This window comes from Bradyrhizobium sp. (assembly GCF_052389815.1).
GTDB lineage: Bacteria > Pseudomonadota > Alphaproteobacteria > Rhizobiales > Xanthobacteraceae > Bradyrhizobium.
The window spans coordinates 1-4,527 of sequence record NZ_JBQTHN010000259.1 but is presented as its reverse complement, the minus strand read 5'-3'; the positions used below and the strand labels follow the sequence as shown (position 1 = coordinate 4,527).

Sequence of the window (4,527 nt, the reverse complement as noted above, 5' to 3'; positions counted from 1 at the left end):
GCGCGTTCACGCTGTCGCGCGCGGCGGAGTAGGCGATGGGGGTTCGGCTCGGCAGACGCGCGGAGGCATCCGATCTCGCCGAAGTGCACGAGATCAACGTCACGCCGTTCATCGACGTGATGCTGGTCCTGCTCATCATCTTCATGGTGGCGGCGCCGCTCGCCACCGTCGATCTCGGCGTCGATCTGCCGGCCAGCGCCATCGAGCCGCAGCCGCGTCCGGACAAGCCGGTATTCGTCACCGTGAAGCCGGATCTTTCCATCGCCGTCGGCGAGGACATTATCGCCCGCGAGGCGCTGACCGCGACGCTCGACGCTGCCGCGAAAGGCAACAAGGACGAGCGCATTTATCTGCGCGCCGACAAGGCCGTCAGCTACGGCGACCTGATGGAGGTGATGAACCTGCTGCGCAATGCGGGCTACCTGAAAGTCGCGCTGGTCGGCCTCGACGGACGGTCGTGACATGAATGCATACGCGCTGCATGACGTAGCCGACGACGCGCTGCTGCAGCGCTGGGGCACGTCGGCGCTGGCGATCGCCGCGCTGCATGCGGCGCTGATCGGGCTGGCCGTCACCTGGTATCGTCAGCCGCCACCGCCGGGCGTCGCACTGCCGGCGATCATGGTCGACATGTCGCCGGTGACCTCGGCGCCGCAGCCGACCGAGCTCGACCTCGCGCCGGGGCCCGTCATGCAGCAGGCCGATGCCTCGCCGCCGGAGGCCGCGAAGCAGGAGGCCGTGGAGGAGCAGATCGCGCCAACCCCGCCGCAGGAAAAGCCCGAAGTGGTGGCGCCGCCGGAGCCGAAGCAGGCCACCCCCGAGAAGCCTGAGCCGGCAAAGGTAGTAGCCGAACACAAGCCCGCGCCGGTCAAGCCGAAGGTCGTGCGAAGGGATGCGAAGAAGCCGAGCGAGGCACCGCCCGCGCCGCGCACCACCGCCTCGCCGAGAGCCGAGCGCCAGGCCCCGGCCGCATCCGCCGTCAGCTCCGGCGCGTCCGCAGCCGCGGTTGCCAGCTACAAGCAGATGGTCGCCGCGCACCTGCAGCGCTTCAAGCAGTATCCGCCGGCCGCCAAGGCCGCCGGCCAGCAGGGCACTGCACGGATCAGCTTCACGCTCAGCCGCGGCGGCTCGGTGATTTCCGCCGGCCTCGGCGGCTCGTCCGGACATTCGGCGCTCGATGCCGAGACACTGGCGATGGTGCGCCGCGCCCAGCCTTTCCCGGCCTTCCCGCCCGACGTGAAGCAATCCTCGATGAGCTTCAGCGCGCCGGTCGCGTTCTACATCCGCTAGCTAAACTAGCTGTTCGGGCCGCGGTCCATCCCGACGGGCTGCCAGCGGCGCAGCGCGGTGTTCTGCAGCACCGACGGGTTGACGCAACTCACCGGCCACATGCCCTGCAGCACCAGCGACAATTCGTAGCCCACGCGGCGCTTGCGCGCCTCGTCGAAGCGCGCCGAGGCGGAAGCGACGTGAGCCGTCAGCGTCACGTTGTCCATGCGCAGCATCGGATTGTTGTGCGAGGGCGGCTCCGTTTCCAGCACGTCGAGCGCGGCATGCGCGATCCAGCCTTCCTGCAGCGCCTTGATCAGCGCGACCTCGTCCACGGTGGCGCCGCGGCCGGTGTTGACGAAGGTGGCGGTCTTCTTCATCTGGCGGAAATGCTTCTCGCCGAGCATGTGATGCACCTCGGGGCGCGCCGGCGCGTGCATGGAGACGAAGTCCGACTGCGACAGGACTTCGGAGAGCGTCGCCGGCATTACGCCGTGATCGTACATCAGCGTTTCCTGGACGAACGGGTCGAACGCCATCATCCGCAGGCCGAACGGCGCGGCGCGCTTTGCCACCGCGCGCGCGACGCGGCCGAAGGAGATGAAGCCGAGCGTCTGGCCCATCAGCCGCGGAATCTTCAGGAGTGCGGGGCGGCCCTCAGCCCAGCGACCTTCGCGCACCATCCTGTCCTGCTCGACCAGGCGGCGGAAGCCGCCGAGCAAGAGCGCCATGGCGTGGTCGGCGACTTCCTCGATGAAGGTGTCGGGCACGTTGGTGACGGGAATGCCGCGCGCGGTGGCGGCCTTGACGTCCACGCTGTCGACGCCGACCGAGCCGAGCGTGATCACCTTGCAGTTCTCCAGCGCATCGATGATCGCCTTGGAGATCGGCATGCCCTTGGCGTAGATCGCATCGGCGTTCCTCGCAGCCGCGATGAACTCCGCCTCGTTCGCCGGCGCCTCGACGATCTCGGCGCCGATCGGTTCGAGCGCCTCCAGCTCATAGTCGTAGCCGCCGCCGGCGACCGTGAAGCTCGCGCCTTTCGGCGTCACTACCCTGAATTTCGGCATTTCCTGCTCCCGATTTGATTCGTCGGTGTTGCTTGTGATCTGCGGTCGTCAGGCCGCGCATGAGACCACCTCAGTATCGCAATTGCCGGTTGTAGAACCGGAGGGTGCCTCCTCTTTCGCGCTCAGGACTTCTACGGGGAACCCGTAAGGAACCGCTAAAGGGTCTCACGATAACGTGCAGCGAATCAATCGCAACTGCCGCGCCCCGCCGACTATTTTTGCCCGGAGACCCTCGTGAAACTGACCAATCTGAAGATCACGCCCAAGCTCGGGATCCTCTTGGGTGTGACGCTGCTCGGCCTGTGCATGGCAGGCGCTCTCGCCGGCTACCTGATGCAGCGCGAGATGCTGAACGCACGCATCGAGCAGACCAAGGCCATCGTCGAAATGGCGAAGAACATGGCCGCCAGCTACAAGAAGCAGATCGATGCCGGTCAAATGACGAAGGAGCAGGCCCGCGCCGAGTTCGGCAAGCGCGCCAATGCCCTGACCTACGACAACGGCAACGGCTATCTGTTCGGCACGACCTATGAGGGCATCACCGTGATGGCGCCGAACCCGGCGGCGATCGGCCAGAACCGCATGGACGTCGTCACCAACGGGCGGAAGCTCTCCCAGGAGCTGATGGACGGCGTCAAGAAAAACGGCGAAATCCTGCTCTGGTACGATTACATGAAGCCCGGCACCGAGAAGCCGATCCGTAAGATCGGCTATGCGGTGGCGGCCCCCGGCCTCGACATGTATGTCGGCACCGGCGCCTATCTCGACGATCTCGACACCAAGATGGCCCCGATCGCCTGGCTGCTCGGGCTTGCCGTGCTCGGCATCGCCGTCGTCTCCGGCAGCATCGCCTGGATGATCGGCCGCAGCATCTCCAAGCCGCTCGGTGAGCTCGGTACGCGCATGCAGGCGCTGGCCGAAGGCAAGCTGGATGGCGACATTCCCGGCACCGGCCGCGGCGACGAGATCGGCGCCATGGCCGCCACCGTCCAGATATTCAAGGACAATGCGCTTCGCATCCGCGGGCTCGAGCAGGCCGAGGCCGAGAACCGGAAGCACGCGGCCGCCGAACGCCGCACCGCGATGGAAAGCCTCGCCGGCGATTTCGAACGCTCGGTCAGCGGCATCGTCCGCTCGGTATCGACGGCGGCGACCGGCATGCAGGGCACCGCGCAATCGATGACGGCGACCGCCAGCGACGCCAGTGCGCGCGCCGCCATGGTGAGCGCGACGTCCGAAAGCGCCTCCAACAATGTCGGCACGGTTGCCGCGGCGGCCGAGGAGCTCTCGAGCTCGGTTGCGGAAATCTCGCGCCAGGTGTCGCGCTCCAGTGAGATCGCAAGCCAGGCGGTGCAGGATGCCCAGCGCACCAACGGCATCGTTCAGGCGCTCTCCACCGGCGCCGAAAAGATCGGCGAGGTGGTGAAGCTGATCCACAGCATCGCGGCGCAAACCAACCTGCTGGCGCTCAACGCCACCATCGAGGCGGCCCGCGCCGGCGAATCCGGCCGCGGCTTTGCGGTGGTCGCTTCCGAGGTGAAGGCGCTGGCCAACCAGACCGCGAAGGCCACCGAAGAGATTTCCGCCCAGGTCGCGGCGATGCAGTCTTCCACCAGCGAGGCCGTGGCCTCGATCGGCGGCATCAGCCAGACCATCGCGCAGATGAGCGAGATCACGTCCTCGATCTCGACCTCGATCGACCAGCAGGGCGATGCGACCCGCGAAATCGCGCGCAACATCCAGCAGGTGGCGGCCGGCTCCAGCGAGATCAACGCCAATATCGGCAGCGTCACTACGGCGGCGTCGGCCACCGGCAACGCGGCTTCCGACGTGCTCGCCAACGCCAGGGAGCTCGACAATCAGTCCGGCATGCTGCGCGACGCGGTCGACCAGTTCCTGGCCAAGGTCCGCGCGGCGTAAGATTTCTCAGCACCGACCGCGCATGAAAGTGCCCGGCCTCGCAGCCGGGCATTTTTGTTGAGGGCAATTCGTAGGGTGGGCAAAGGCGCGCACGCGCCGTGCCCACCTTCAAGAGCGCACTCGTAGAGGTGGGCACGCTTCCGAGGCTGGGCAAATATTCAATCGGCCATCGACGCAGTAGAAATCCATTCGCAGTCCGACGCCATAGCGCCGAAAATATTCTGTTGCCGTCATTGCGCAAGCAGTGCAGAGAATGAACTTTCTACGA

4 protein-coding genes are annotated in these 4,527 nt (G+C 66.5%); 3 read left to right on the top strand and 1 reads right to left on the bottom strand.

The window, feature by feature from the left end; translation table 11 throughout:
* Positions 1 to 35: 35 nt before the first annotated feature.
* Together exbD and ACT4OC_RS32390 are read left to right on the top strand one after the other, a co-directional pair.
* Positions 36 to 461, top strand: coding sequence for a TonB system transport protein ExbD (gene exbD, locus ACT4OC_RS32395; RefSeq protein ID WP_444843144.1), 426 nt, complete (start codon positions 36 to 38; stop codon positions 459 to 461).
* 1 nt (position 462) lies between these two features.
* Positions 463 to 1,290: a TonB family protein gene (locus ACT4OC_RS32390; protein ID WP_444843143.1), complete on the top strand. Its 828-nt coding sequence runs from the start codon at positions 463 to 465 to the stop codon at positions 1,288 to 1,290.
* A 5-nt stretch (positions 1,291 to 1,295) separates the two neighbouring features.
* Here the strand turns inward: ACT4OC_RS32390 and ACT4OC_RS32385 are convergent, their stop codons facing one another.
* Positions 1,296 to 2,339 carry a C-terminal binding protein gene (locus ACT4OC_RS32385; RefSeq protein WP_444843142.1) on the bottom strand — a complete coding sequence of 348 codons (1,044 nt, stop codon included), beginning with the start codon at positions 2,337 to 2,339 and terminating at the stop codon, positions 1,296 to 1,298.
* Positions 2,340 to 2,573: 234 nt separating this feature from the next.
* On the opposite strand from ACT4OC_RS32385, the gene ACT4OC_RS32380 reads away from it, so the two are divergent.
* On the top strand, positions 2,574 to 4,259 hold the full coding sequence (locus ACT4OC_RS32380; RefSeq protein ID WP_444843141.1) for a methyl-accepting chemotaxis protein: 1,686 nt from the start codon (positions 2,574 to 2,576) through the stop codon (positions 4,257 to 4,259).
* Positions 4,260 to 4,527 lie beyond the last annotated feature (268 nt).